23 protein-coding genes are annotated in these 24,188 nt (G+C 69.7%); 12 read left to right on the forward strand and 11 right to left on the reverse strand.

All coding sequences use genetic code 11. The features are described 5' to 3' along the window. Nucleotides 1–303 (reverse strand): hypothetical protein (locus ASD66_RS10250; RefSeq protein ID WP_235530041.1); only part of this gene is annotated, 303 nt, incomplete at both ends. 1,482 nt (nucleotides 304–1,785) lie between these two features. Between ASD66_RS10250 and rpsA the strand changes: the two genes are divergently transcribed. Beyond that, nucleotides 1,786–3,267: a 30S ribosomal protein S1 gene (rpsA, locus tag ASD66_RS10260; RefSeq protein ID WP_056676987.1), complete on the forward strand. Its 1,482-nt coding sequence runs from the start codon at nucleotides 1,786–1,788 to the stop codon at nucleotides 3,265–3,267. A 99-nt stretch (nucleotides 3,268–3,366) separates the two neighbouring features. Here the strand turns inward: rpsA and ASD66_RS24425 are convergent, their stop codons facing one another. After that, nucleotides 3,367–3,525, reverse strand: a complete 159-nt coding sequence (locus ASD66_RS24425) for a hypothetical protein (protein ID WP_156388632.1) — start codon at nucleotides 3,523–3,525, stop codon at nucleotides 3,367–3,369. A gap of 93 nt (nucleotides 3,526–3,618) precedes the next feature. On the opposite strand from ASD66_RS24425, the gene ASD66_RS10265 reads away from it, so the two are divergent. Then, the gene (locus tag ASD66_RS10265) at nucleotides 3,619–4,584 is read left to right on the forward strand and encodes a GlxA family transcriptional regulator (protein WP_056890877.1); all 966 of its coding nucleotides are present in this window, start codon (nucleotides 3,619–3,621) and stop codon (nucleotides 4,582–4,584) included. Between the two features lie 96 nt (nucleotides 4,585–4,680). Here ASD66_RS10265 and ASD66_RS10270 read toward each other — a convergent pair whose 3' ends face one another. Then, nucleotides 4,681–5,949 (reverse strand): class I adenylate-forming enzyme family protein, encoded by a 1,269-nt coding sequence (locus ASD66_RS10270; protein ID WP_056890878.1) that lies wholly within the window; start codon nucleotides 5,947–5,949, stop codon nucleotides 4,681–4,683. Nucleotides 5,950–6,400: 451 nt separating this feature from the next. Here ASD66_RS10270 and ASD66_RS10275 point away from each other — a divergent pair, with 451 nt between their 5' ends. After that, nucleotides 6,401–7,879 carry a GDSL-type esterase/lipase family protein gene (locus ASD66_RS10275; RefSeq protein ID WP_162254263.1) on the forward strand — a complete coding sequence of 493 codons (1,479 nt, stop codon included), beginning with the start codon at nucleotides 6,401–6,403 and terminating at the stop codon, nucleotides 7,877–7,879. Nucleotides 7,880–7,912: 33 nt separating this feature from the next. On the opposite strand, the gene ASD66_RS10280 is transcribed toward ASD66_RS10275, so the two are convergent. Next, nucleotides 7,913–9,754, reverse strand: a complete 1,842-nt coding sequence (locus ASD66_RS10280) for an ABC transporter ATP-binding protein (RefSeq protein WP_056890880.1) — start codon at nucleotides 9,752–9,754, stop codon at nucleotides 7,913–7,915. 83 nt (nucleotides 9,755–9,837) lie between these two features. On the opposite strand from ASD66_RS10280, the gene ASD66_RS10285 reads away from it, so the two are divergent. After that, complete coding sequence (locus ASD66_RS10285) at nucleotides 9,838–10,251, forward strand: MarR family winged helix-turn-helix transcriptional regulator (protein WP_056677003.1); 414 nt, start codon at nucleotides 9,838–9,840, stop codon at nucleotides 10,249–10,251. Nucleotides 10,252–10,281: 30 nt separating this feature from the next. Continuing rightward, nucleotides 10,282–10,875: a dephospho-CoA kinase gene (coaE, locus tag ASD66_RS10290; RefSeq protein ID WP_056890881.1), complete on the forward strand. Its 594-nt coding sequence runs from the start codon at nucleotides 10,282–10,284 to the stop codon at nucleotides 10,873–10,875. 27 nt (nucleotides 10,876–10,902) lie between these two features. Here the strand turns inward: coaE and ASD66_RS10295 are convergent, their stop codons facing one another. The 3 genes from ASD66_RS10295 to ASD66_RS10305 form a co-directional block, all read right to left on the reverse strand. After that, nucleotides 10,903–11,850: an RNA polymerase sigma factor RpoD/SigA gene (locus ASD66_RS10295; protein WP_056677009.1), complete on the reverse strand. Its 948-nt coding sequence runs from the start codon at nucleotides 11,848–11,850 to the stop codon at nucleotides 10,903–10,905. A gap of 169 nt (nucleotides 11,851–12,019) precedes the next feature. Further along, nucleotides 12,020–14,179: a S9 family peptidase gene (locus ASD66_RS10300; RefSeq protein ID WP_056890882.1), complete on the reverse strand. Its 2,160-nt coding sequence runs from the start codon at nucleotides 14,177–14,179 to the stop codon at nucleotides 12,020–12,022. Nucleotides 14,180–14,212: 33 nt separating this feature from the next. After that, the gene (locus ASD66_RS10305; RefSeq protein ID WP_056890883.1) at nucleotides 14,213–15,517 is read right to left on the reverse strand and encodes a DNA polymerase IV; all 1,305 of its coding nucleotides are present in this window, start codon (nucleotides 15,515–15,517) and stop codon (nucleotides 14,213–14,215) included. A 134-nt stretch (nucleotides 15,518–15,651) separates the two neighbouring features. On the opposite strand from ASD66_RS10305, the gene ASD66_RS10310 reads away from it, so the two are divergent. Together ASD66_RS10310 and ASD66_RS10315 are read left to right on the forward strand one after the other, a co-directional pair. Next, nucleotides 15,652–16,638 carry a DUF4192 domain-containing protein gene (locus tag ASD66_RS10310; RefSeq protein WP_056677016.1) on the forward strand — a complete coding sequence of 329 codons (987 nt, stop codon included), beginning with the start codon at nucleotides 15,652–15,654 and terminating at the stop codon, nucleotides 16,636–16,638. A gap of 76 nt (nucleotides 16,639–16,714) precedes the next feature. After that, a complete protein-coding gene (locus ASD66_RS10315) occupies nucleotides 16,715–18,184 on the forward strand; it encodes a glutamate-cysteine ligase family protein (protein ID WP_056677019.1) in 1,470 nt (489 codons plus the stop codon). Between the two features lie 16 nt (nucleotides 18,185–18,200). Here the strand turns inward: ASD66_RS10315 and ASD66_RS10320 are convergent, their stop codons facing one another. After that, on the reverse strand, nucleotides 18,201–18,620 hold the full coding sequence (locus ASD66_RS10320) for a hypothetical protein (protein WP_056890884.1): 420 nt from the start codon (nucleotides 18,618–18,620) through the stop codon (nucleotides 18,201–18,203). Between the two features lie 72 nt (nucleotides 18,621–18,692). Between ASD66_RS10320 and ASD66_RS10325 the strand changes: the two genes are divergently transcribed. The 5 genes from ASD66_RS10325 (at nucleotide 18,693) to ASD66_RS10345 (ending at nucleotide 22,448) form a co-directional block, all read left to right on the forward strand. Beyond that, nucleotides 18,693–19,256, forward strand: coding sequence for an HhH-GPD-type base excision DNA repair protein (locus tag ASD66_RS10325; protein ID WP_056890885.1), 564 nt, complete (start codon nucleotides 18,693–18,695; stop codon nucleotides 19,254–19,256). A 128-nt stretch (nucleotides 19,257–19,384) separates the two neighbouring features. Then, nucleotides 19,385–20,884: an RNA polymerase sigma factor gene (locus ASD66_RS10330; RefSeq protein ID WP_056891427.1), complete on the forward strand. Its 1,500-nt coding sequence runs from the start codon at nucleotides 19,385–19,387 to the stop codon at nucleotides 20,882–20,884. A gap of 145 nt (nucleotides 20,885–21,029) precedes the next feature. Next, nucleotides 21,030–21,479, forward strand: coding sequence for an ATPase (locus ASD66_RS10335; protein WP_156388633.1), 450 nt, complete (start codon nucleotides 21,030–21,032; stop codon nucleotides 21,477–21,479). Then, nucleotides 21,476–21,787: an ArsR/SmtB family transcription factor gene (locus ASD66_RS10340; protein WP_056677030.1), complete on the forward strand. Its 312-nt coding sequence runs from the start codon at nucleotides 21,476–21,478 to the stop codon at nucleotides 21,785–21,787. Before ASD66_RS10335 ends, ASD66_RS10340 begins: the two co-directional genes overlap by 4 nt. Before the next feature lie 106 nt (nucleotides 21,788–21,893). Next, complete coding sequence (locus ASD66_RS10345; protein ID WP_056890887.1) at nucleotides 21,894–22,448, forward strand: hypothetical protein; 555 nt, start codon at nucleotides 21,894–21,896, stop codon at nucleotides 22,446–22,448. Nucleotides 22,449–22,469: 21 nt separating this feature from the next. Here ASD66_RS10345 and ASD66_RS10350 read toward each other — a convergent pair whose 3' ends face one another. The 3 genes from ASD66_RS10350 to ASD66_RS10360 all read right to left on the reverse strand — a co-directional run bounded on the left by ASD66_RS10350 (nucleotide 22,470) and on the right by ASD66_RS10360 (nucleotide 24,099). Beyond that, nucleotides 22,470–23,318 (reverse strand): EamA family transporter, encoded by an 849-nt coding sequence (locus ASD66_RS10350; RefSeq protein WP_056890888.1) that lies wholly within the window; start codon nucleotides 23,316–23,318, stop codon nucleotides 22,470–22,472. Further along, the gene (locus ASD66_RS10355) at nucleotides 23,315–23,791 is read right to left on the reverse strand and encodes a DUF456 domain-containing protein (RefSeq protein ID WP_200949994.1); all 477 of its coding nucleotides are present in this window, start codon (nucleotides 23,789–23,791) and stop codon (nucleotides 23,315–23,317) included. Before ASD66_RS10355 ends, ASD66_RS10350 begins: the two co-directional genes overlap by 4 nt. 83 nt (nucleotides 23,792–23,874) lie before the next feature. Continuing rightward, the gene (locus ASD66_RS10360) at nucleotides 23,875–24,099 is read right to left on the reverse strand and encodes a hypothetical protein (protein ID WP_056677040.1); all 225 of its coding nucleotides are present in this window, start codon (nucleotides 24,097–24,099) and stop codon (nucleotides 23,875–23,877) included. Nucleotides 24,100–24,188: the final 89 nt, after the last annotated feature.

The raw sequence follows: 24,188 nt of genomic DNA on the forward strand, positions 1-24,188 counted from the left end.
GCCCGGGTCGGTGCCGGCGTCCGCCTCCTCGCCGTTGGTGAGTCCGTCGCCGTCGGGGTCGGCGGTGAGGTCGTCGGCTCCGACCTTGGGATCGGTGCCGTCGGTGTCGACCTCCGTGCCGTCGTTGACGCCGCCGTCGTCGGTGTCGGCGTCGTTCGGGTTGGTGGTGGCCGTGTTCTCCTCGGCGTCGGTGAGGCCGTCGTTGTCGGTGTCGGCCTCGAGGGGGTTGGTCGGGGTGGTGTCGAAGTCGTTGCTGGTGCCGTTCACCTCGGCGCCGTCCTGCAGGGTGTCGCCGTCAGTGTCNCTGGGGGTCGGTACCGAGGTCGGTCTCCTCGGCATTGGTGAGTCCGTCGCCGTCGGGGTCGGCATTGGGATCGACCGGGCATTCGACGCCGCCCGCGGGGGCGGTGGCCTTCACGTGCAGCGGCACCAGGCTGAGGTCGACGTTGGCAGCATCGGGCAGGCCCGGCAGGGCGCCGAGGACCTTGAGCTGGACACGGAGCAGAGACTGCAGGTTGGCCTCACCGGTGGCACCCGTGGACTGGTCGGTCGGGCTGAAGCCGGTGATGGTCAGGTCCACCAACGCTTCGAGTGCGATCGGCAGGTCGATCTGGACGGGGCTGCCGTTGAGCGGGATCGGGATGTCGGTGCCGCCGACGTGGACCACGACTGTGGCGGGGTCCGCGAACCCAGCAGTTCCGGTGGTGCCGTCGGACGACGCCTCCACCTTCACGGGTGAGGTCACCTCGACCTGGACCTGGTTGCCCAGCAGTTGGATGTCGCCCACTGTGGCCTCGACGGTGGAGGTCACGTCGGAGGCTCCGTCGGCATCCGTGTCGGTGAGCGCTGTGGTGGAACGGACGCTCGACGCGCCCACGTTCACGAGATTGCCCAGTCCGGCGACGCCCAGGACGGTCAGCGAGGCGAGATCGGTCTTCGCGTCGGAGACCACCCGCTGGGCACCGGACGCCGGAGGGCACGTGTTCGCGTCGACGTAGTTGGCCTCGGTGTCCCCGGTGATCACTCCGACGTTGGCGACGGGGGAGAGGTTGAGGGGAAGCAGGCTCTCGGCCGGCGGGTTCATGGGCGCCGGGGAGGTGCTGGTCTGGTCGTCGACCGTGATCGGGAAGCCTGCGACGGAGACCTCGGCGTTCTTGGAGACGCCGCTGGCAGTGCCGGCGGTGCTGTCAGCCGTCGCCTGTGCGTGGCCGACGACCAGCCCGGCCAGGTTTCCACCGAGCAGGTTCGCGGACAGCGAGGCCACGTCGGCGTGCGCCTGGGCGTCGTACGGCGCGGGCAGTGGATCGGCCTGCGCAGGCTGTTGGAGGAGCATGACGGAGTAGAGCGAGGCGGTGGTGAGTGACAACGCGGCAGCTGTGCGTGCGCGATATCCCATGGAGGAGCTCCTGTACCCGGGGCAGATGAGGACGATGAAGGGGAGACGAATGGGAAGGACTGGTGCCTGAGCACCCGGCGCGATCGTAGGGTCGCACCGGCGCCGGCGTCCCCGGAATTGGGTAAATGACCCAAGTGGGCTATGCGGCCGGTGTCAGTTGTGCATGGGCGGGTGGGTGCCCCAGTTGGACGGGGCGACCTCCGGGCACGTAATCTTTAGGTTGCGCCTCAGGTCTGCCTGCGTCCCGGACGGAGTGGATCCTCGCTCGCTATCAGTCCGACGTACGTCCCGAACTTCCAGGGGCGGTCGCCGGCCGTGCTGAATCGGTAGTGAAACCGGCCTGTCGCGTGCCCGCACGACCTTCATCCATCCAAGGAATCACTTCCCTTATGACGAGCACCATCTCCACTCTTCCCGATTACGACGCACCCCAGGTTGCGGTCAACGACATCGGTTCTGAAGAGGACTTCCTCGCGGCAATCGACGCGACCATCAAGTACTTCAACGACGGAGACATCGTCGCCGGCACCATCGTCAAGGTGGACCGCGACGAGGTCCTGCTCGACATCGGCTACAAGACCGAGGGTGTCATCCCCTCCCGCGAGCTTTCCATCAAGCACGATGTCGACCCGTCCGAGGTCGTCGCCGTCGGTGATGAGGTCGAGGCCCTGGTCCTCCAGAAGGAGGACAAGGAAGGCCGCCTGATCCTGTCCAAGAAGCGCGCCCAGTACGAGCGCGCCTGGGGCACCATCGAGCAGGTCAAGGAAGAGGACGGCGTCGTCGAGGGCACCGTCATCGAGGTCGTCAAGGGCGGCCTCATCCTCGACATCGGCTTGCGCGGCTTCCTGCCCGCGTCGCTCGTCGAGATGCGTCGCGTCCGCGACCTGCAGCCGTACGTCGGCCAGACGCTCGAGGCGAAGATCATCGAGCTCGACAAGAACCGCAACAACGTGGTCCTGTCGCGTCGTGCGTGGCTCGAGCAGACCCAGTCCGAGGTTCGCCAGGGCTTCCTGACCCAGCTCCAGAAGGGCCAGATCCGCAAGGGCGTCGTCTCCTCGATCGTCAACTTCGGTGCCTTCGTGGACCTCGGCGGCGTCGACGGTCTCGTCCACGTCTCCGAGCTGTCCTGGAAGCACATCGACCACCCGTCCGAGGTCGTCACGGTCGGCGACGAGGTCACCGTCGAGGTGCTCGACGTCGACATGGACCGCGAGCGCGTCTCGCTGTCGCTCAAGGCGACGCAGGAAGACCCGTGGCAGCACTTCGCCCGGACCCACCAGATCGGCCAGATCGTGCCCGGCAAGGTCACCAAGCTGGTTCCGTTCGGTTCGTTCGTGCGCGTCGAAGAGGGCATCGAGGGCCTGGTCCACATCTCCGAGCTGGCCGAGCGCCACGTGGAGATCCCGGAGCAGGTCGTCCAGGTCAACGACGACGTCATGGTCAAGATCATCGACATCGACCTCGAGCGTCGTCGCATCTCGCTGTCCCTCAAGCAGGCCAACGAGACCGCCACGGCCAGCGAGGCCGAGGAGTTCGACCCGACGCTCTACGGCATGACCGCGTCGTACGACGAGCAGGGCAACTACATCTACCCCGACGGCTTCGACCCCGAGACGGGCGAGTGGCTCGAGGGCTTCGACGAGCAGCGCGCGGCCTGGGAAGAGCAGTACGCCAAGGCGCACGCCCGCTGGGAGGCCCACGTCAAGCAGCAGGCCGACGCGAAGGTTGCCGAGGCCGAGGCTGGCGAGGCCACCTCGTACTCCAGCGGTGGCACCGAGTCCGCTGCTCCCGAGGCCGAGACCGGCGGTTCGCTGGCTTCCGACGAGGCGCTGCAGGCGCTTCGCGAGAAGCTCACCGGTGGGGGCGCCTGACCCACAGGCACAGCGCCAGCACACACAGCACGCACGAAGGGCCCGGACATCAACTGATGTTCGGGCCCTTCGGGCATTTTCGTTGGGAGGGTGGTGGGCTCACACGCGGGCGCCTTGCTCGAAGACGTCGCTTGGGTGACTGCGGGGCAGGCCCGAGGAGGACCGACTGCCGTAGCCGTCGTTGCGGATGTAGGCCGTCAGGTAGGCGACGTACGCCGCAGCGGCCAGGACCAGGAGGACTGTCAGGAAGAGGTTCATGGCAGTAAGTCTGTCTTGCCTGAGATCCTGCCACGAGTGGCAGTAAAGACATTCGACATTGATTTTCTGCCAACATGGGTGCATGCTCGTCCCATGCGCAAGGTGGCGGTCGTCGTACAGGACGGAGCCGAGCCGTTCGGGCTCGGCGCGATGTGTGAGGTGTGGGCCGAGCCCTACCACCCCGAGGACGACAACCCGGTCTTCGACTTCGTGGTCGTCACTCCACGGCCGGGCCGGGTCGCCGGTGCGTCCGGCTACGACCTGCACGTCGAGCACGGCCTCGACGAGGCGGAGGACGCCGACCTGATCTGTGTGGCCCCCAAGCGCGACTTCCTCGACCCGTCGCCCGAGGTGGCGGAGCTCCTGGCCCGCGCCCACGCACGCGGCGCCTTCGTGTTCGCGCACTGCACCGGTGCCTTCGTGCTGGGCGAGGCCGGTCTGCTCGACGGCCGCAGGTGTACGACGCACTGGCGCCACGTGGACGAGTTCACCCGGGCCTTCCCCGAGGCGAAGGTCGACCCCGACGTGCTCTACGTGCAGGACGGCACGATCGTCACCGGTGCCGGATCGGCCGCCGGCCTCGACGCCGCGCTCCACCTGATGCGCCAGCAGTTCGGCGCGAAGGTCGCCGCCACCGCTGCCCGCCGCATGGTCGTCCCGCCGCACCGTGACGGCGGACAGGCCCAGTTCATCGCGAGGGCCGTGCCCGACTGCGCCGCCGAGACGCTGGGTCCGCTGCTGACCTGGATCCTGGAGAACCTCGCCGAGGACCTCAGTGTCGATGCCCTGGCCGCACGCAACCACATGTCGCCGCGCACGTTCGCCCGACGGTTCCGCGACGAGACCGGCACCACGCCTCACGCGTGGGTCACCGCGCAACGCGTGGTCGCGGCCGAGGAGCTGCTCGAGCTCACCGACCACCCGGTCGACTGGATCGCGTCGGAGGTGGGCTTCGGCAATGCGGCCACGTTGCGTCACCACTTCACCCGGTCGCGCGGGGTGAACCCGCAGCGCTACCGCCGGCTGTTCAGCTCGCGCCAGGACGAGGCCACGGCCTAGCACCAACCAGCCGCTACTGCGTCGCGAACCTCCAAGTCTTGATGGCCGAACCGGAAGTTCTTGATGTCGGGACCGCAACGACTGCAGGCTCGAGCATCAAGGACTGCTGGTTCGTGAGAGATCCTGGCGACGGACCTTGCCGGTGAGCGTGCGGGGGAGCTCCGGCACGAAGCGGTAGTCCTTCGGTCGCTTGGGTGGCGCGAGGTGCTGCCTGGCGAAGGCGTCCAGGTCGACCGCGGTCGCCGTACCCACCACGGCCGCGACCACGCGCTGGCCCCACGCGTCGTCGGGGACGCCGAAGACGGCGATGTCGTCGACGCCGTCGAGCTCGCGCAGCGTGTTCTCGACCTCGGTCGGGTAGACGTTCACGCCGCCGGTGATGACGAGGTCCTCGCGACGCCCGTCGAGATAGAGGTAGCCCTCGTCGTCGAGGCGCCCCAGGTCCCCGACGGAGAACGCCGGGCCCTCGGGAGTCTCGCGCCAGGCCTGCGCGGTCTTCTCCGGCGCGGCGAAGTAGGTGAACCGCGCGTGGGCAGGTACGGCGCACCAGATCTGGCCGTCGTCGTCCACGCTCAGGGTGCGTCCCGGCCTGGCCCGCCCGACGGTGCCCGGACGCTCGAGCCACTCCTCGCTGCGACAGGCGGTGAACTGGCCCTCCGTGGAGCCGTAGAACTCCCAGGTGGAGCCCGGAGGGAAGATCTCGATGAGCCGGTGCTTGACGGCCGGCGGGCAGGGAGCGCCCGCGTGTGCGACCATCCGGAAGCTGCTCAGGTCGGGCACTCCGACGCGGCCCCAGTGGGCGAAGAGCCGCTGGAGGTGGGCAGGGACGCAGAACATCGTGGTCGGCCGCTCGTCGACGATCGCCTGCGTGATGCGCTCGGGATCGAAGGGGCCCGGGACGACGATCCGGCCGCCGGCCAGGAGCGTCCCCATCGCGAAGCGCAGGGGTGCCGAGTGGTAGAGCGGGCTCAGCACGAGGTTCAGGTCGTCGGCCGCGAACCCCCACAGGTCGCGCTCCTCGGCGACCAGTGCGGCGGCTGCGTCGGCGAGCAGTCCGCTGTGGACGCCCTTCGGCGTGCCGGTGGTGCCGCTGGTGACGTGCATCGGCCGAGCCCGGGGGAGCGCCCGCCGGGTCTCCGCGGGGAGCTGGGCCAGCAGGCGGGCCACCTGTGCCTCGTCATCGACCACGAGATGGGGCCGTACGTCGGCGAGGATCCTCTCGCGTTCAGCAGCGGTGAGTCGCGGGTCGAGGGGCACCGGGAAGACGCCGGTGGCCAACAGTCCCATCACCAGGTCGACGTACGCCGGTGAGCCGGGAACGAGCAGGGCGACCCGGGACCCCTCGTGCAGTTCGGCCTCGTCCATTCCCCCATCATCGCGGTTCCGGACCAAGGGTTCCGTTCCGGCCCGGACCCCGGGATGCCTCCGGCGACTCCCGACCCGTTGTGCCCGTACCGGCGAACGGGCACAACGGCCCGATTCCGGTCAATGTGGCGCTGAAAGCGTCCGTTGTGCCCGTTCGTCGGTACGGCCCTGGCCGTGGTGAGCGCCCTCCGGGTTCAGGCGGCCAGCGGTCATCCCGCCGCGGACCAGGCTGTGCGCGATCCGGGAACCCTCGTGACGCGCTTCATCATCGCGGGGCCAATGCTCCTGTTCGGGCCCGAAACCCGGATGCTGCGTCTAATCTCAGCGGATGCTCGTGTTGCTCCGGTCATGCCTCGTGTTGCTGCTGATGGGACCCGGCCTGTTCCTCTCAGGAGCGTCTCCCGCAGCCTCTTCACCGAGTGACGAGGCGGAGCCCACGAGGATCCTCATCGTGGGTGACTCCGTCACGCACGGATCCTCCGGCGACTGGACCTGGCGCTATCGCCTGTGGCAGCAGCTCGTTGCTTCCGGCGCGACGATCGACTTCGTGGGACCCCGCGACGACCTCCATGGACTCGGGCCCCACGGCGAAGGGTCACAGGACTACATGGACCCCGACTTCGACCGTGACCATGCGTCATTGTGGGGGCTGTCGTACGCCTTCCCCGACACGCCCATCGACCAACTGGTGGAGGCCTACCACCCTGACGTGGTGGTCGTCATGCTCGGGGTCAACGACCTGACCTGGCTCCAGATCCCTCCCGCGGGCGTGGACCAGTTGGCGCGTGACTTCATCGCGAAGGTGCGGGCGGCCGACTCGTCGATCAGCTTGGTGGTCTCGCGGGTTCCCCAGCACTGGGTCCCGGGCGCCGTGGAATACAACGCGATGCTCAGCGACACCGCAGCCGAACTGACGACCGAGGTGTCGCCGATCCGGGTCGCCGATGCGGACAAGGGCTTCGAGTTTCGACAGCACACCTGGGATCCGGGGCATCCGAACGCAGCGGGGGAGTACGTCCTCGCGGCGGCCGTCGAGGACGCCCTGTCAGGGCTCGGTGTCGGCTCCCCGTTCTCGCGGCCCTTCCCGGACGTCCCACTGGGGCCACGGGGAGCGCCGCCGCTGAGTGGATCGGCGGCGGACGGCTCGGTCGCACTGAGTTGGACGCTGAGCCCCCGGGCCACCAGCCAGATCGTCGAGGGGCGTGACCGGACCAACGGGACGCCGTGGCGGCAATGGGCAGAGGTCGCCGATGCCACCTCGTGGCACGGGCCAGCGGCCAACGGGCATCGGTATGAGTTCCGGCTGCGACCGGTCAAGGGCTACTGGGCGGCGGAGCCCGACATCCGGTCCAACGTCGTCACCGTGACGCCGCGACCGGCAGCGCCGGGCAGCCTGACGGTCTCCCTGTCACCGTTCGGACAGGCCTCGCTCGCGTGGACGGCAGTGTCGCGTGCCGACGCCTATCAGGTGCGTTTCCGGAAGGTGGGTGCAGTGACCTGGTCGATGCGCCCGCGCGTGACGACGCGTCGTGCAACGCTGAGCGGGCTCAGGAGCGGGGCCAGATATGAGTTCTCGGTGCGGGCCTGGCGCGACGGGATCGCCGGCACGTACCGGGCTCGAGGGCCGCTCACCACTCCGCTGCCCAGGCCGGTGCACGCGGTGCAAGCGACCTCGCCGCGTCGCGACGTCGTGGCGGTGTCAATGCGTCGGGTGCCGGAGGCGACCCGGTATCGGATCAGTGCGGCGGCCGCGCGCAACTGCCGCTCCGCGCCGACGGACTCGGCCTTCCGCATCGCACGCAGGGTGTCCACCACCTCGGCCGTGTTGACCTCTGCCGCCAGCCACCTGTGGGTCCGCGTCGTCGCGGAGCGCGGCGGCGTCGCGGGCAGGTTGGCTGCCGATTCCGCGGCGTGCGTCCGCGTGAGATGAGCCGGCACGCGCTCGGCTGAGCGGACCTGTGGATCAGGCTGCCAGCGGCTCCGCGGTCAGCCCGCCGCGGACCAGGGCAGCGTAGCGGCCACCCGCGACGAGCAGCTCGTCGTGCGTGCCGAGCTCGACCACACGACCCTTGTCGAGGACGGCGATCTGGTCGGCGTTGCGCACCGTGGAGAGGCGGTGCGCGATCGTGATCGTGGTGCGACCGATGCTGACCTCGTCGAGCGCGCCCTGGATGGCGCGTTCCGTCTCGTTGTCGAGGGCGCTGGTGGCCTCGTCGAGCACGAGGATGCGGGGGTCGCGCAGGAGCGTGCGGGCGATGGCCAGGCGTTGCTTCTCACCACCGGAGAACCGGTGGCCCCGGGCGCCGACCACGGTGTCGTAGCCCTGGGGGAGCGCGGCGATCACGTGGTGGATGCGCGCGGCCCGGCAGGCCTCCTCGATCTGCGTGTCGGTGGCGTCGGGCCGCGCGTGGAGCAGGTTGTCCTTGACGGATGCGTGCAGGAGATAGGTCTCCTGGGTGACCACGCCGACCAGTTCGGCCAGGTCGGTGAGTCGCAGGTCCCGGAGGTCGGTGCCGTCGATGCGCACGCGACCCGACGTCGGGTCGTGCAGCCGTGCCACGAGTGAGGCCAGGGTGCTCTTGCCGCTGCCGGTCTCGCCGACGAGCGCCAGCGTTGTGCCTGCGGGCACTGCCAGGTCGATGCCCTCGAGGACGGGCGCTCCGTCGTCGTACGCGAACGTGATGGCGTCGAAGGTGACGTCGCCGCGCACCGCCTCACGCCGTACGTCGGCCGGAGCAGCCGGGTCGTCGATCTCGACGGGGAGGTCCTGGTACTCGAAGATGCGGCTGAAGAGCGCGAGCGAGGCGGTGATGTCGACGCCGACGTTGAGCAGCGCCATCAGCGGCCGGAACAACGTGCCCTGCAGGGCGGTGAACGCGACCAGGGTGCCGATGGTCATGCCGCCCGACGTGGCCGGGAGCCCGGCGGCCAGGTAGATCACGGCCGGGATGGTCGCGAAGATGATGTTCATCGTGGCCATCCGCCAGCGGCCCGCGAGCCGGGAGCGGATCTCGAGGCCGACCAGGTCGTGGGAGGTCTCCTCGAAGCGGCGCGTCATCGCGGGTGCGGCGCCCAGGGTCTTGCTGAGCAGCACGCCGCTGACCGAGAGGCTCTCCTCGACCTGCACGTGCATGTCGGCCAGGCGGCGCTGGCGCTCCGCGGTGATGGTGTGGCGCATGCGGGCCACCTGGCGGGTCAGCCAGACGGCCGGCGGGAGGACCACCAGCGAGAGCAGGGCAAGTCGCCAGCTGAGTGCGGCCATCGCGACCGCCGTGCCGATCACGACCGTGACGTTGGCCGCGATCGAGGTGGCGGTCGAGGTGACCACCGACTGCATGCCGCTGATGTCGTGGGTCAGGCGTGACTGCACCTCTCCGCCGCGGGTGCGGGTGAAGAATCCGACGGACTGGCGTTGCAGGTGGGCGAACAGGTCGGTGCGCAGTCGGTGCATGACCTGCTGTCCGACGGCGGTCGACATCCAGGTCTGCACGACGCCGATTGCGGCGCTGGCCACCGCCACGGCGACCATGCCGCCGACGCACCAGAGCAGCAGTCGAACGTCCTGGCGGGGGAGCGCAGCGTCGATGACGTGCCTGACCAGGAACGGCTGGGCCAGGCCGATCACGGAGCTGGAGACGATGAGGGCGATGATGACGCCCAGGCGCGCGCGGTACGGCGTGAACAGCCGCATGATGCGGCGCAGGGAGACAGGGGACTCGGCGAGCTGGCGACGGTCGGCCGGGTCGGGACGGGGCGAGCGGCCGCCCTTGCGGCCACCTCCGTCGGTGAGTGTGGGGGTATCCATGTGACCACCCGTTCCTTTGGTCAGTTCATATGCTGAGGGTGCCTCACTATGAGCATGCCCGTCCAATCCGGTAGGGTGCGCGCATGGGTGACAACACCGGCGACCTTCTCCAGTCGACCGCACGCTCGCTGCGCCGGCGGTTCAGCGCGGGGCTCTCCGAATGGGACCTCGCGCCGGGCCAGGCCCGGGCGCTCCGACTCATCCGCGACCTCGAGGCGCCTCGGCTGTCCGTGCTGGCCGAGCACCTGCGCATCGCCCCGCGCTCGGCCACCGAGGTGGTCGACGCCCTCGAGCGCCGGGGCCTGGTGCTGCGCTGCGCCGACCCCCACGACCGTCGGGCCACGTGCGTGACGGTCACGGACACCGGCAGCGAGACGTGTGGCCTGATCGACGACGTCCGGGCCCGTGCTGCCCGTGAGTTCCTGTCGGTGCTGCCCGCGGCGGACCGCAAGGAGCTCGACCGCCTGCTGCGCCGGCTGCTCGAGGCCAACGACTAGCAGTCGCCGGCAACGGTTAGGGTTCCGGGCATGAGGGTTGGACTGACCGGGGGAGTCGCCTCGGGGAAGAGCACCGTGTCGGCGATCCTTGCCGAACTCGGTGCGGTGATCATCGATGCCGACGCGCTGGCGCGCGAGGTCGTCGAGCAGGGTACGCCGGGGCTCGCGGCCGTGGTCGCCGAGTTCGGGGACGGCCTGCTGACCCCGCAGGGCGACCTGGACCGGCCCGCGATGGGCCGCCTGGTGTTCGGCGACGAGGCCGCCCGCAAGCGGTTGGAGGCGATCGTGCACCCGCTGGTCTTCGAGCGCATCGTCGAGCTGGAGTCCGCGGCCGGGCCCGACGACGTCGTGGTGCACGACATCCCGCTGCTCGCCGAGAGTGGTCGTGCCGACACGTTCGACGCCGTGATCGTGGTGCACGCGCCGGCCGACGTACAGGTCGAGCGCATGGTGCGTGACCGCGGCTGGACGGAGGAGGAAGCCAAGTCACGCATCGCCGCCCAGGCCGACGCCGAGGAGCGCCTCGCGATCGCCACCCACGTCATCGACAACACCGGGACGCACGAAGACCTCCGCCATCGGGTGGCAGAGGTCCTCGCGGAGCTTGTCTCCGCAGTCGACTGAGCGGAGCTTGTCGGGGCTAGGGCAGCGTCACGCGGCCAGGTCGGGGTCGGCGAAGGTGCGCAGCTTCTGCAGCGCCTCCCGCTCGAGCTGGCGCACCCGCTCGGCGGAGATGCCGTGCTTGGCACCGATGTCGGCCAGCTTGTGCTGGCGACCGTCGACCAGGCCGTAGCGCGACCGGATGATGTCGGCGGCGCGCTCGTCGAGCTGGCCCACGAGTCGGTTGAGACGGTCGCGGCTCTCGGTGTCGAGCACCTCGAGATCGGGGCTCGGCGTGGTCTCCTGGGCCATCAGGTCGCCCAGCGAGGTATCGCCGTCCTCGTCGACAGGTGTGTCGAGACTGACGTGGTCACGCCCCCAGCGCAGGAGGTCGATGACCCGGTCGAGGTCCATGCCGAGCTCGAGGGCGATCTCCTGCGGCTCCGGGTCGCGGCCGAGCTGGCGCTCGAGGGTGCGACGGGCACTGCCCACCTGGTTGAGCTCCTCGACGACGTGCACGGGCAGGCGTACGACGCGGGCCTGCTGGGCGATGCCACGCGTGATCGCCTGGCGCACCCACCAGGTGGCGTAGGTGGAGAACTTGTAGCCCTTCGCGTAGTCGAACTTCTCGACGGCGCGGATCAGGCCGGTGTTGCCCTCCTGGATCAGGTCGAGCATCGGCATCTGTGCCCGGCCGTACTTGCGGGCGATCGACACGACCAGGCGCAGGTTGGCGTTGATGAACGTCTGGACGGCCTTGCGGCCCTCCTCGGCGATCCATTCGAGCTCTTCCTCGGTGGCACTCTTGGGGGCGCCACCCTTGCGGCGGCCGATGCGGCCCTCCGCGAGGAGGCTCTCGGCCATCAGGCCGGCTTCGATCGTCTTGGAGAGTTCCACTTCGGTGGCTGCGTCGAGCAGCGGATTGCGGGCAATCTCGTCGAGGTAGAGCCCGACGCTGTCGCGACCCTCGATCTCGCGCATCGCGGTCCTGCTGGCCATATGAACCCCTCCTTGTTCGGTGGGGCCGTTGGGAGACCGCCCCACACATCTGATCCAACAAACCTCGACCGGGGGAGATTCCCGCCGGGGCGGACCGTTCGTGGTTACACATGGATAGACGCGTGGCGAGTTCCGAAAGTTGCCGTCTGAGCCACTTCTCAGGGACTTCTCAGGGGCCCTCAGGGAAATCCGCCGAGGGACCGGTACCCGTCTCGGCCAGGTTCATCCGGTCCAGGATCCAGGCGAGGGAGAACGCGCGGTCGGTCCAGGACTTGTAGCGCCCGGAGACTCCACCGTGGCCGGCCGACATCTCGGTGCGCAACAGGAAGTCCCGGCGGCCGGTGGCGGTGGCGCGCAGGCGGGCCACCCACTTGGCCGCCTCCACGTAGAGCACCCGGGTGTCGTTGAGGGAGGTCTCGGCCAGGATCGGCGGGTAGTCGACCGCGGCCACGTTGTCGTACGGCGAGTAGCCGCGCATGTAGTCGTAGACCGCCGGGTCCGCCTCCGGGTTGCCCCACTCCTCGTACTCCACGACGGTCAACGGGAGGGTCGAGTCGAGCATCGAGGTGAGGGCGTCCACGAACGGCACCTGGGCGACGAGCCCGGCGAAGAGCTCGGGGGCCTGGTTGGCCACGGCGCCGATCAGCAGGCCGCCGGCGCTGCCGCCCTCGGCGACGAGACGGTCGGGGCTGGTCCAGCCGTCGTCGATGAGGTGCCGGGCACAGGCAATGAAGTCGGAGAAGGTGTTCTGCTTGTGCATCAGCTTGCCGTCGTCGTACCAGTGGCGGCCCATCTCGCCGCCACCGCGCACGTGGGCGATCGCGAAGCCGGCGCCGCGGTCGAGCATCGAGAGCCGGGCGATCGAGAAGTAGGGGTCGATGGACATCTCGTAGGCGCCGTACCCGTAGAGCAGCACCGGCACCGAGCCGTCGCGGGGCGCGCCGGCGGGCACGACCAGCGAGATCGGCACGCGTACGCCGTCCGGGGCGGTGGCCCACACCCGGTGCTCCTCGTAGTGGGCGGCGTCGTAGCCGCCGAGCACCGGGGCCTGCTTGAGCAGGGTCAGCTCGCGGGTGCGCACATCGTAGTTGTGGATCGCCGCGGGCTTGGCCATCGTCGTGTAGCCGAGGCGTACGACGGGCTGGTGGAACTCCGGGTTTCCTCCGGAGCCGATCGTGTAGACGGCGTCCTCGAAGCGCACCCGGTAGTCGTCGGAGATGCCAGCCGCGTCGAGCTCCAGGATGCGCAGCTGGGTGAGTCCCTCGCTGCGCTGGTGCACCACGAGGTGGCCGGCGAACGCGTCGACGTCCTCGACCCGGACCGCCTCGTCGTGGGCGATCAAGGGCTCCCAGCCGGCCTTCGGGGTCGGCGTGACCGGGGCGCGCCCGATCTCGAAGTTGGGGCCGTTCGCGTTGTGCAGGACCAGGAAGACGTCATTGCCACCGATGACGGCGTGCTCGAGCCCGTAGTCGACGCCGTCCTCGCGCTCGGCGTACACCGCGAAGTCGGCGTCGGGGTCGGCGGTGTCGAGCACGCGGTACTCGGCCGTGGTCTTGGCCCCCGAGGCGATCATCAGGAAGCGGTCGGAGCGCGACCGGCCGATGCCGACCCAGAAACGCGGGTCCGTCTCGTGGAAGACCAGCTCGTCGTCGGCCTGGGGCGTGCCGAGGGTGTGCTTCCAGATCTTGTCGGCGCGCCAGCTCTCGTCGACGGTCGTGTAGAAGAACGCGGTGCCGTCGGGGTGCCACGTGGCGCCGCCGAGGGTGCCGGTGATCTCGTCGTCGAGGAGCTCGCGGGTGGCCAGGTCGAGGACCCGGACGGTGTAGCGCTCGTCGCCGACCACGTCGACCGCGTAGGCGAGGAGCTTCTCGTCGTTGGTCACCGACGACCCGCCGAGGGAGAAGAACTCGTGGCCGGCGGCGAGCTCGTTCAGGTCGAGCAGCACCTCTTCACCGGGCAGGGCCGGCTGGTCCGCGGCGGCGTGCTCGGCCGGGCGCGGCGGGGTCCAGTCGTCGGGGTCGGAGACGGCGATGCGGCACGAGGCGCCGTACTCCTTGCCCTCGAAGGAACGGGAGTAGTACCAGTGACCGCGCATCCGGGCCGGCACCGACAGGTCGGTCTCGAGGGTGCGGGCCTTGATCTCGTCGAAGATCGACCGTCGCAGGTCGGCCAGGTGGGCGGTGCGGTCCTCGGTCCAGGCGTTCTCGGCCTCGAGGTGGGCGATGACCTCGGGGTTGTCCTTCTCGCGCAGCCATTCGTAGTCGTCGAGCACGGTGTGGCCGTGGACGGTGTGCTCGGAGGGGACGCGTGCGGCGACAGGCGGTTGCATGCCCCGGACTCTAGTTCCGTGAACCTGAGGCGCTCACTCGGGATCGGGGACGAACCGCGCCAGCGCCGGGTCGTCCACCTTGTAGCTGCGCACCGGACCGGGACCGGTCTCCGCGGTCTCGAAGCGCACCGTCACCACGCCCTTGCCCGAGCCCCACACCCAGCCGGCCCCGAACTCGTCGTGCGTGACGTCGCTGCCCGGTGCCCAGGAGCGTTGCCGGGCGGTCGGCACGTCGGGCGCCGGCTCGGGCTCCACGTCCTCGGGTTCGGGACCGAAGAGGTCGTCCTGCACCCAGTCGGCCAGGCCGGAGACACCGACACCGAGCAGGCGGACCCCGCCCGAGACGTCGAGGTCGACCAGGAGCGAGCGTGCCACCCGGCCGATGACCTGGGCGCTGTCGGTGGGGGAGGCGAGGGTGTTCGAGCGGCTCAGCGTCGTGAAGTCGTGCAGGCGCACCTTGATGCTGACGGTGCGTCCCGACATGCCTTCCTTGCGCAGCCGGTCGGCCACGTTGGCGGCTTGGCGGGTGAGCAGGCCGTCCATCAGCCGTCGATCGGTCAGGTCGTCCTCGTAGGTGCCTTCGACACTGACCGACTTGGTCTCGCGCACCGGTTCCACGGCCCGGTCGTCCATGGCCCTGGCGAGCCGCCACAGGCCGACCCCGTGTGCCTTGCCGACCAACCGGACCAGCTCGTCCTCGTTGATCCTCTCCAGCTCCGCGACCGTGTGCACGCCCGCACGTCGCAGCCGCTCGGCGGTGGCCGGGCCCACCCCGGGGATCACGCTCACGTTCATCGGCCGCAGCAGCTCCTGCTCGGTGCCGGGCGGCACCACGAAGAGCCCGTCGGGCTTGTCGAGGTCGCTGGCCACCTTGGCGATGAACTTCGACGAGCCGATGCCGACGCTCGCGGTCAGGCCGCCCGAGGCCTCACGCACCCGCTCGCGGAGCTCCTCGCCGAACGCGGTCACCGCCTCGACGTCGTACGTCGTGAGGTCGCTGGCGGCGAGATCGACGAACGCCTCGTCGATGGAGAGGGGCTCGACCAGGGGAGAGGCCTCGCGCAGCACCGCCATGATGCGCGCGGAGGTCTCGCGGTAGGCGTGGAACCGGCCGGAGAGGTACGCCGCGTGCGGGCACTTCGCCCGGGCCTCGCGGGTCGACATGGCCGACCTCACGCCGAAGGCCCGGGCCTCGTAGGACGCGGCGGCGACCACACCTCGCCCGCCGGTGCCTCCCACCACGACGGGCTTGCCGCGCAGGGACGGCTTGTCACGCTGCTCCACGGAGGCGAAGAACGCGTCGAGGTCGATGTGCAGCACCGATGCCTGCGCCCTCATGCCTCCCACTCCATGACCGGAAACCTACCGCCGGTGCGCCGCTAACCGTGCACGTGGAATTTGGTGTCGGCGTATTCCACAGGGGCATCCTCGGGGGCCGGACAGCGTCCCCGGAGCGGCGCAGCCTTGACCGCATGAAACCACCCACCACAGCCCCGACGACCCTGACCGCCCGCACCCCCGAGGACCTCCTCGCGTTGGTGCCCTACGTGCTGGGCTTCCGGCCCGAGCAGTCGATGGTGATGCTCACCTTCGGCGCAGACCAGCCGACGTTCCACGCCCGGGTCGACCTGCCCGACGCGCCCGACGACCTGGCCGACATGGTGGCCTGCCTGCTCGACCCGGTGCGGCGGCACCGGGTGCCCCGCGCGGTGCTGATCGCCTACGGCGACGATCCGGGCCCGAGTGCCGAGGCGTTGCACGCACTCGGTGCCGCCCTGGTGGCCGAGGGGGTCGACGTCGTCGAGATGCTGCGCGTCTCCGGGAACCGCTGGTACCCCATGCTGGGCGGCGCCGACGACCTGGCCGACGGCATCGTCTACGACGAGAGGAGCCATCCCTTCGCGGCGCAGGCCGTGCTCGACGGGCGGGTCACCCACGACTCGCGTGACGACCTGGTCGACTCACTGGTCGGCACCGACCTGGTGGCCATCGAGGCCGTGGAGTCCGCGATCCTCGAGGCCGCAGTCCGGCGCGGCAGGTTCGACCCGGTGGCCGAGGCCCGATGGGTGCAGCAGGTGGTGGTCACCCACATCGAGGACGAGACGCCACTGACCGCCGCGGAGGCCGGCCGACTCGTGGTGGCCTGCCAGGACCGCGACCTGCGCGACGTGGCGTGGGGGCTGATGTCCCGCGAGACGGCCGCCGCACACGTCGACCTGTGGCGCGACCTGGTGCGCCGCACCCGCGACGACCTCCAGCTCGTGCCCGCAGCCCTGCTGGCCTTCGCGGCGTGGCTGACCGGCAGTGGCGCGCTGGCCTGGTGCGCCCTCGATCGTGCTGCCCTGATCGACCCCGACTACGGCATGGTGCGGTTGCTCGGACAGGCACTCGAGCAGGCCCTTCCGCCGGCCGCCTGGGAGCCGGTCAACGCGCTGCCCGCCCTCTTGGACGGCGCCTGACCCCTTGGGCGACTGCCGGCTCAAACCGGCCCGCCAACCACCACACGACGTCGGCCAAACCCATTACGCTGCCTGAATGGGCGAAGAAGTGGTGGCACAGGAGTTCTCCCGGGCCGATCGCACGCGCCACCGCGAGAAGGTGCGGCAGTGCCTCGACGTGTTCGCGCGGATGCTGCGCGAGGCACGGTTCGACACCGACGACCCGATGACCGGGCTCGAGATCGAGCTGAACCTCGTCGACGAGTCCGGTGACCCGGCGCTGAAGAACGCCGAGGTGCTGGCACAGATCGCCGACGCCGACTTCCAGACCGAGCTGGGCCAGTTCAACGTCGAGATCAACGTGCCGCCACGCCACCTGCGCGACGGTGGCCTCACGGCGTACGAGCAGAACCTGCGGGTCAGCCTCAACGACGCCGAGTCGAAGGCGGCGGCGGTGGGCGCCCACATGGTGATGATCGGAATCCTGCCGACCCTCTCCGAGGGCCACATGAGCCCCTCGTCGTTGAGCAGCAACCCGCGCTACCAGCTGCTCAGCGACCAGATCCTCGCCGCCCGCGGCGAGGACATCGTGATCGACATCAACGGAGTCGAGCGCCTCAAGGCCACCGCCGACTCGATCGTCCCCGAGGCGGCCTGCACCAGCACCCAGGTGCACGTGCAGACCACGCCCGACGAGTTCGCGGCCTACTGGAACGCGTCGCAGGCAATCGCGGCGATGCAGCTCGCGGTCGGCGCCAACTCGCCGTACCTCCTCGGCAAGGAGCTGTGGCGTGAGACCCGGATCCCGTTGTTCGAGCAGGCCACCGACACGCGCAGCGAGGAGCTGAAGGCGCAGGGCGTGCGGCCCCGGGTGTGGTTCGGCGAGCGCTGGGTCACCTCGGTCTTCGACCTCTTCGAGGAGAACGTCCGCTACTTCCCGGCACTCCTGCCGGTCACCGAGGACGAGGACCCGCTGGCCGTCCTCGAGGCCGGCGGCGTCCCCGAGCTGGCCGAGCTGCGGTTGCACAACGGCACGATCTACCGCTGGAACCGGCCGGTCTACGACATTGCCGGGGGAGTGCCCCACCTGCGGGTCGAGAACCGGGTGCTCGCCGCGGGCCCCACTGTGGTGGACACGATGGCCAATGTCGCCTTCTACTTCGGGCTGGTGCGCAGCCTGGCTCACGCCGAGCGTCCGCTGTGGTCGCAGATGTCCTTCAGCGCGGCGGAGGAGAACTTCCACGCGGCCGCCCGCCAAGGCATCGAGGCGCAGGTCTACTGGCCGGGGGTCGGGCAGGTGTCGGCTTCCGAGCTGGTGCTGCGCCGGCTCCTGCCGCTGGCCCGCGAGGGACTGGCCGACTGGGGTGCCTCGACCGAGGAGTCCGACCGGCTGCTCGGCATCATCGAGCAGCGCTGCCTGATCGGCACCAACGGCTCGGAGTGGTTCGCGCAGCGCTGTGCCCGCCACGGCGCGTCGATGGACCGGGCCGACGCCCTGCGCCACACGCTGGTCGACTACCGCGAGCTGATGCACAGCAACGAGCCCGTGCACACCTGGGAGGCGTGAGCCCGTCGGCGTCGCCTCAGACGGTGCCGCGTACCCGCAGGCGGGTCCACGTTGCCCGGTCGTCGCCGAGTGGTTCGAACCACCCGGCCTTGGTGACCACGACGATGCAACGCGGCTCGATGCCGGCCTCGGCACTGACCCGGTCGAGCACCGGCGCCCACGCCAGGTCGAGGTCATGCGGCTCGGGAACTCCCACACGGGTGAGCCACCACGCGGGCCGGTCATGGTCGAGGAGGGCCCGGCTCAGCAGCGCCGACGCGATCTCGGCCCGGAGTCCGGCGTCGGGGGCGGGGGAGTCGTCCTCCAGTGGCCAGTGCACCGCGGGACCGGTGAGGGCACCGACGTGCAGCACCGGTGGGAAGACCCGACGCCGGTTCGACCGACGGAACTGGTGCACCGTCAGGCGCAGGTCGGCGCGGGTCTCGGTGTCGGCCATGTGCCCACCCTGCCGCATCGACGGGCTCCACCGACACCGTCCTCCACAACCGGGCGGTGGCAAGATGGGCACATGGCGATCCACATCACCGGTGATCCGGCGGCCGACAAGGTCCTGACCGACGACCCGTTCGCACTCGTGTGCGGCATGCTCCTCGACCAGCAGTACCCGATGGAGCACGCCTTCATGGGCCCGGCCAAGGTGCTCGACCGGTTCGGCAGTCTCGACGTCGTCCGCATCGCCGAGGCCGACCCGCAGGAGTTCGCCGACATGTGCGCCACCACGCCGGCGGTGCACCGGTTCCCGGGCTCCATGGCCACCCGCATCCAGGCGCTTGCCGCGCTGGTCGTCGAGAAGTACGACGGCCGCACGGAACGACTCTGGGAGGAAGCCGCCGACGGCTCGGACCTGTTCAAGCGGATCCAGGAGCTCCCGGGGTTCGGCAAGCAGAAGGCCCAGATCCTCGTCGCGTTGCTGGCCAAGCAGCTCGACGTACGACCGGCCGGGTGGGAGGCGGCCGCGGGCGACTACGCCCTGCCCGGGCGACGCTCGGTCGCCGACGTGGTCGACCCGCAGAGCCTGCAGGAAGTCCGCGACTACAAGAAGCAGAAGAAGGCGCAGGCGAAGGTCCAGTGAAACGATTCCCGGGTGCCCGATGCGGGGGTCGAGGCTTGGTTTGCTGGGTCGCCGTGGCAGAATACGAGAGCGGCTCTTGACGTTACCGGGCTTTGCCGCGCCCCAATTGCTGTTTTCGAGAGGTGTTCGTGTCTTCGAGCTCGCGCAAGTTGCTCCCCGCTGAGGTTTTGGCTCACCCCGAGATCGTCGGCCTGCTGGAGCAGGCAGCCCCCACTGGAACCCTCAGTCCGGAGGCGGTCCGACGAGCCAGTGAGGCAGCCGCGATCGAGCCTCGTCACCTGCGCGCGCTGATGGTTCACCTGGGCAGCCAGGGCATCACCGTCGCGCTCAACGCCGACGACCACGCGAAGGCCGTGGCGGCCAGTGCGCCCCGCAAGAGCACCACCACCTCCAAGACTGCTGCCAAGCCCGGTCCGGCGAAGAAGGCTGCGGCCGAGGCGCCGGCCGCCAAGACCGCTGCCAAGAAGGCCCCCGCCAAGAAGGCTGCGGCCAAGAAGGACGACGACGCGGTGGTCGAGGTCGAGCTGCCGGCCAAGGCCGTGGTCGGCCCCGACGGCAAGAAGATCCTCCCCGACATCCCCGACGAGCAGTTCGAGAAGGACGTCAAGGTCGACCCGACCATCAAGGAGGACGAGGAAGAGGCCACGGCCACATCCTCGTTCGTGGTCTCGGCCGCCGATGACACCGACGAGCCTGCCCAGCAGGTCATGGTGGCCGGCGCCACCGCCGACCCGGTCAAGGACTACCTCAAGCAGATCGGCAAGGTCCCGCTGCTCAACGCCGAGATGGAGGTCGAGCTCGCCAAGCGCATCGAGGCCGGCCTGTTCTCCGAGGAGAAGATGGCCAAGGGCGGCAAGATCACGCCGAAGATCCTCGAGGAGCTCGAGTGGATCTCCGACGACGGTCGCCGCGCCAAGAACCACCTCCTCGAGGCCAACCTCCGCCTCGTCGTCTCGTTGGCCAAGCGCTACACCGGTCGCGGCATGCTCTTCCTCGACCTGATCCAGGAGGGCAACCTCGGCCTGATCCGTGCGGTCGAGAAGTTCGACTACACCAAGGGCTACAAGTTCTCGACGTACGCCACCTGGTGGATCCGCCAGGCGATCACCCGCGCCATGGCCGACCAGGCCCGCACCATCCGCATCCCCGTGCACATGGTCGAGGTCATCAACAAGCTGGCCCGCGTGCAGCGCCAGATGCTCCAGGACCTGGGGCGCGAGCCCACGCCCGAGGAGCTGGCCAAGGAACTCGACATGACCCCCGAGAAGGTCATCGAGGTCCAGAAGTACGGCCGCGAGCCGATCTCGCTGCACACGCCCCTGGGTGAGGACGGCGACTCCGAGTTCGGTGACCTCATCGAGGACTCCGAGGCGATCGTGCCGGCCGACGCGGTCAGCTTCACGCTGCTCCAGGAGCAGCTCCACGCCGTGCTCGACACCCTCTCCGAGCGTGAGGCGGGCGTGGTCAGCATGCGCTTCGGCCTCACCGACGGCCAGCCGAAGACCCTCGACGAGATCGGCAAGGTCTACGGCGTGACCCGCGAGCGGATCCGCCAGATCGAGTCCAAGACCATGTCGAAACTGCGTCACCCGAGCCGGTCCCAGGTGCTGCGCGACTACCTCGACTGAGCGATCAGCGCGCACAGCCCCCGTCGTACGACGGGGGCTGTCGCCATTTCCGGTCATGGCAAGTGCAAGTCGCTGGTTGCACATATCCAGATGAAGTGCAATGATCGAGTTGCACATTCCAGCCAATGACTCGAAGGAGACAGTCATGACCCAGACCGACCAGGAGCTCGACCGGATCGAGCGCAGCATCGACATCGATGCCACCGCCGATACGGTGTGGACCCTTCTCGAGCAGCCGGGGTGGTGGATCAATGAAGGCGAGATCGACCCTGAGCCCGACGTACGGCGCGAGGGCGACGCCGACGTCGTGGTGCACCCGAAGTACGGCGAGTTCCGGCTGCTCACCTTGGCCTCCGAGCCGCCCCGTCACCTTGCCGTCACGTGGCTCGACGGTGACGCCTCGGCGGGCACGCGCGTGGAGTTCACCGTCGCGGACCGTGCCTGGGGAGGCATCACGCTCACGGTGGTCGAGTCCGGGTTCGCGGGTCTCGGCAAGGCCCGCGCCGACGTGGTCAAGCACGTCGAGGAGAACACCTCCGGCTGGGAGGCCGAGCTCGACCTGGCGCGGCGCCACGTGACCGGGGCGAGCGCGTGAGCCAGGCGCTGGCGCCGGTGTTCGCTGCCCTCGGTGACGACACCCGCTGGGCGCTGCTGGCACGGCTGGGCGAGGCGCCCGCGTCGGCGTCCGCACTGGCCAGGGAGTTCCCGATCTCGCGGCAGGCCATCGTCAAGCACCTCGACGTGCTCCGGGCGGCCGGGCTGGTCGAGTCCGAGCAACAGGGCCGCGAGCTGGTGCATCGCGCGCTGGGCGGTCGGCTGAGCGACGTGGCCCGCGAGCTCGAACGCATCGGACAGACGTGGGATGCCCGACTGACCCGCATCAAGAAGCTGGCCGAGGGCTGAATCACCGTCCCGGACCGACAACCATTTCGCCGCGACGTGCATCTGAGGGTGTGACAGGACCTCCTCACCCTCCGAGGAGTTCGCACCACGACAGAAGGAGCACATCATGACGAGGTCCACTCACCGCATCGCCGGGCTGGTCGCATCAGCCGCACTCGCCGCCGTCGCACTCGCCCCGGCGGCCGCGCATGCGGACTCGACCACCGTGCGCGACGGGGCCGACGCCACTGCGTCCCTCTCCGACATCTACCGGGTGACCGCGAACCACGGGTACGCCCGGCTGGCGGTGACCACGACGTTCGCCGACCTGCGGCGCCGCAGCACCGGGGGTTCGTCGAGCGCCGCGATCTACATCGACACCAGACCGGCCCGCACCGGACCGGAGTACGCGCTGTTCACCGGTCTGCAGGAGGGCACCGACTACCAGCTGCTGCGCATGCGCGACTGGAAGCCGTTCGGCGACCCGCTGTCCTGTGACCACACGCTCGCCCTCAACTACCGCACCGACGTGGCCCGCTTCAGTGTGGCCCGTTCGTGCATCGGTTCGCCGGCGACGGTGCGGGTGGGCATGCGCATGGTCGACTACTACGACGGCTCCCACGTGATCCGCGACTGGATGACCGGCCAGCGGCGCTACACCACCTGGTTGGCCCGCGGCTGACGCCAGACCCGTCCACTCGGATCAGGACGCGCCGGCGACCAGGGCGACGGCTACCACGCACAGTGCGAGGCCGACGCCCTGGCTCCGGTGGATGTGCTCGCGCAGCACGGTGGCCGCGAGCAGGATGGTGAAGGCCGGGTAGAGTGAGGCGAGGATGGCGGCCACCGTCAGGTCGCCGTGATGGGTGGCCAGCAGGAAAGCGATGGTCGCTGCCGCACCGAGCACCCCGCTGACGGCTCCGACGAGGGCCATGGGCTCCCGCGGCACCCAGGGCCGGCCCACCGCGGTAGCCACCACTGCCACCATCGCGCAGGCCACGACCTGGTTGACCGTGAGGGGCAGCAGGCCCGCCTCGTCGGGGATCTGGGCCAGGGCGGCGAACAGGGAGCCGAACCCCAGCCCGGCCAGGGCTCCGTCGAGCACGGCGGTCAGATTGCGTTCGGCCGGCTGCACGCCCATCTTCGCGACCGGCTCGCGGGCCACCAGCCAGATGCCGGGCAGTGCGGCGGCGATCCCGAGCCACACCAGGGCGTTGGGCCGTTCGCCGGTGGCGAGGCCGACCACGACCGGGACCAGGGCCGCTCCGACTCCGGAGATCGGCGCGACCACACCCATGCGGCCGCCCGAGAGACCGCGATAGAGGAAGGCCGTCCCGAACCCGTTGCCGATCCCGCCGACCGCACCCCAGAGGAAGTGGACGGTGGTGGGCTCACCGCCGAGCACCAGGCCCAGGCCGAGGGTCAACAGGCCGCCGGTCACCGACGCGACGAACGCGACCGCCCAGGGCGACGTACGGCGTGAGGTCAGTCCGCCGACGAAGTCCGACAAGCCATAGCTGAACGCCCCGAGGAGGGCGAGCAGGCTGGTCACGTGAGGATCACGCCGACCGCGAAGGCGAGGGCGGCTAGGAGGCCTGCGGCCAGCTCGATCAGGATCGAGAGTCCGGCTGCCTTCAGCGCCGTCACGGTCGTACGGCGGGCAGTGGACTCACCCACGCGTCGTACCTCGGCGGCGTACACCCCGAGGACGAAGCCGATCACGAGGCCGAGCACGGGGATCACGAAGAACCCGACGATGCCGGCCACGGCGCCGACCATCAGGGTGGAGTTCGGCACCCCGGCCTGCTTCATGTGCTTCCCGGGAACCGAGAACTTCACGATGGTGCCTGCCGCGAGCACGACCGTGGCCACGGCGAAGACCACCCAGGCGGTCGTGTCGCCGACGCTGACGGCCCACGCCAGGAGTGCGGCCAGGATCAGCAGGGTGCCGGGCAGGACGGGCACGAGGATGCCGGCGAGTCCGATGGCGATGGCCAGGGCGGCCAGGATGTCGACGAGCGTCACGGCGTCACCTTCCCACATGTGATCTCCCGGAACGACGAACGACCCCGACCGCAGGCGGTCGGGGTCGTTGGTCTCTGGTGAAGTCAGTCGGAGGAAGCCGTGGGCTTGTCCTCGAGCTTGTGCGTCTCGTCGATGACGTTGACGGCCACTTCGCGCAGCTTCTCGCTGTGCTCACGCGCGTGGTGAGCACAGAACAGGAGCTCGAGCCCGGAGGAGAGCTCGACGCGAAGGTAGGCCTGGGCGCCGCAACGGTCGCAACGGTCAAGCGCCGTCAGTGCGGCGGAACTGGGGGCAACTGCTGTAGTCACTTCGGCCTCTCTCTCTGTCGTTGTCCGGTTCAACGAGCCAGGGAGTCAATTGATTCCCGGCCCACCGTGTCACCTGACACAGTCATCCA

It is taken from the genome of Nocardioides sp. Root151 (genome assembly GCF_001427925.1).
Taxonomy (GTDB): Bacteria; Actinomycetota; Actinomycetes; order Propionibacteriales; family Nocardioidaceae; genus Nocardioides.

What these genes read in the sequence shown, in the direction of transcription:
- ASD66_RS10315 (WP_056677019.1), top strand. Translation starts at nt 16,715, where the DNA reads ATGGGCGAAGAAGTGGTGGCACAGGAGTTCTCCCGGGCCGATCGCACG.
- rpsA (WP_056676987.1), top strand. Translation starts at nt 1,786, where the DNA reads ATGACGAGCACCATCTCCACTCTTCCCGATTACGACGCACCCCAGGTT.
- ASD66_RS10305 (WP_056890883.1), bottom strand. Translation starts at nt 15,517, where the DNA reads ATGAGGGCGCAGGCATCGGTGCTGCACATCGACCTCGACGCGTTCTTC.
- ASD66_RS10335 (WP_156388633.1), top strand. Translation starts at nt 21,030, where the DNA reads ATGACCCAGACCGACCAGGAGCTCGACCGGATCGAGCGCAGCATCGAC.
- ASD66_RS24425 (WP_156388632.1), bottom strand. Translation starts at nt 3,525, where the DNA reads ATGAACCTCTTCCTGACAGTCCTCCTGGTCCTGGCCGCTGCGGCGTAC.
- ASD66_RS10295 (WP_056677009.1), bottom strand. Translation starts at nt 11,850, where the DNA reads ATGGCCAGCAGGACCGCGATGCGCGAGATCGAGGGTCGCGACAGCGTC.
- ASD66_RS10345 (WP_056890887.1), top strand. Translation starts at nt 21,894, where the DNA reads ATGACGAGGTCCACTCACCGCATCGCCGGGCTGGTCGCATCAGCCGCA.
- ASD66_RS10265 (WP_056890877.1), top strand. Translation starts at nt 3,619, where the DNA reads ATGCGCAAGGTGGCGGTCGTCGTACAGGACGGAGCCGAGCCGTTCGGG.
- ASD66_RS10325 (WP_056890885.1), top strand. Translation starts at nt 18,693, where the DNA reads ATGGCGATCCACATCACCGGTGATCCGGCGGCCGACAAGGTCCTGACC.
- ASD66_RS10285 (WP_056677003.1), top strand. Translation starts at nt 9,838, where the DNA reads ATGGGTGACAACACCGGCGACCTTCTCCAGTCGACCGCACGCTCGCTG.
- ASD66_RS10270 (WP_056890878.1), bottom strand. Translation starts at nt 5,949, where the DNA reads ATGGACGAGGCCGAACTGCACGAGGGGTCCCGGGTCGCCCTGCTCGTT.
- ASD66_RS10280 (WP_056890880.1), bottom strand. Translation starts at nt 9,754, where the DNA reads ATGGATACCCCCACACTCACCGACGGAGGTGGCCGCAAGGGCGGCCGC.
- ASD66_RS10310 (WP_056677016.1), top strand. Translation starts at nt 15,652, where the DNA reads ATGAAACCACCCACCACAGCCCCGACGACCCTGACCGCCCGCACCCCC.
- ASD66_RS10300 (WP_056890882.1), bottom strand. Translation starts at nt 14,179, where the DNA reads ATGCAACCGCCTGTCGCCGCACGCGTCCCCTCCGAGCACACCGTCCAC.
- ASD66_RS10320 (WP_056890884.1), bottom strand. Translation starts at nt 18,620, where the DNA reads ATGGCCGACACCGAGACCCGCGCCGACCTGCGCCTGACGGTGCACCAG.
- coaE (WP_056890881.1), top strand. Translation starts at nt 10,282, where the DNA reads ATGAGGGTTGGACTGACCGGGGGAGTCGCCTCGGGGAAGAGCACCGTG.